This window comes from Streptococcus sp. LYSM12, from assembly GCF_004569635.1.
Lineage (GTDB): Bacteria > Bacillota > Bacilli > Lactobacillales > Streptococcaceae > Streptococcus.
Genome location: NZ_SPOZ01000066.1, coordinates 1 through 1,049, shown reverse-complemented (window position 1 = coordinate 1,049; position 1,049 = coordinate 1). Strand labels below are relative to the sequence as shown.

Below are 1,049 nucleotides of genomic sequence, written 5' to 3'. Positions count from 1 at the left end.
TAGTAAAGGATACAGTCGTATGAAACAAGGACGCAACACCACTTTTGAAGAACGTGTGGAGATTGTCAACTACACCATTGCTCATGACAAAGACTACCAAGCAGCTGTTGAAACATTTGGGGTCTCCTACCAACAAGTCTATTCCTGGGTACGGAAGTTTGAGAAGAATGGCTCTCAAGGTCTACTTGATAGACGTGGAAAGGGTCTGGATAGTAAGCCTCATCTCACCGAGGCAGAAGAGCTTCAACTCAAAATTAAGCAACAAGAAGAACGGATTAAGTATCTTGAAATGGAGGTGGGACTGCTAAAAAAGTTGGACGCCATCCAACGGAAAAACCGTCGGTGAGATGTGGGAAACACTTAGACAAGTTCCAAGCCATCAAGGACTATCAAGAAGAGAACTTACTGGCTTCCATTCAAACCTTATGCTCCATCCTAAAAGTCTCTCGATCAGGCTACTACAAATGGCTAAACCACAAGGAAACGACTTCTGAGATTGAAAATAAGAAGCTTCTGGAACAGATTAAGAAACGCCATCACAGTCACAAGGGGATTCTGGGATACCGTCGCATGACCACTTTTATCAATCGTCAGTGTAATACAAATTATAACAAGAAACGGATTCGGAGGCTCATGAGAATAGTGGGCATTAGCGCCGTCATTCGTCGTGTAAGGCAGTCTTGTACAAAAGCTGGTGATCAATTCTATGAAGAGAACATTCTCAACCGTGATTTCACAGCTACAGCCCCCAACCAAAAGTGGTGTACGGATGTCACTTATTTACAATATGGTCTTGGTGCCAAAGCTTATCTCAGTGCGATTAAAGACCTCTATGATGGCTCCATCATCGCTTATGAGATTAGCCGTAATAATGATTATCCGCTCGTCATGAAGACGATTAAGAAAGCTTTGGCGCTCAATCCAGGTGCGACACCACTGGTTCACAGCGATCGTGGGAGCCAGTATACTTCTAAAGCGTATCGATACTTTGCACGACAAGCTGGATTAACCTTATCCATGTCTCGGGTTGGTAAATGTATTGATAACGC

General features: G+C 43.7%; 1 pseudogene. It reads left to right on the top strand.

The features are described 5' to 3' along the window. Positions 1-1,049, top strand: a pseudogene (locus E4T79_RS10700) (IS3 family transposase); the annotation flags it as partial.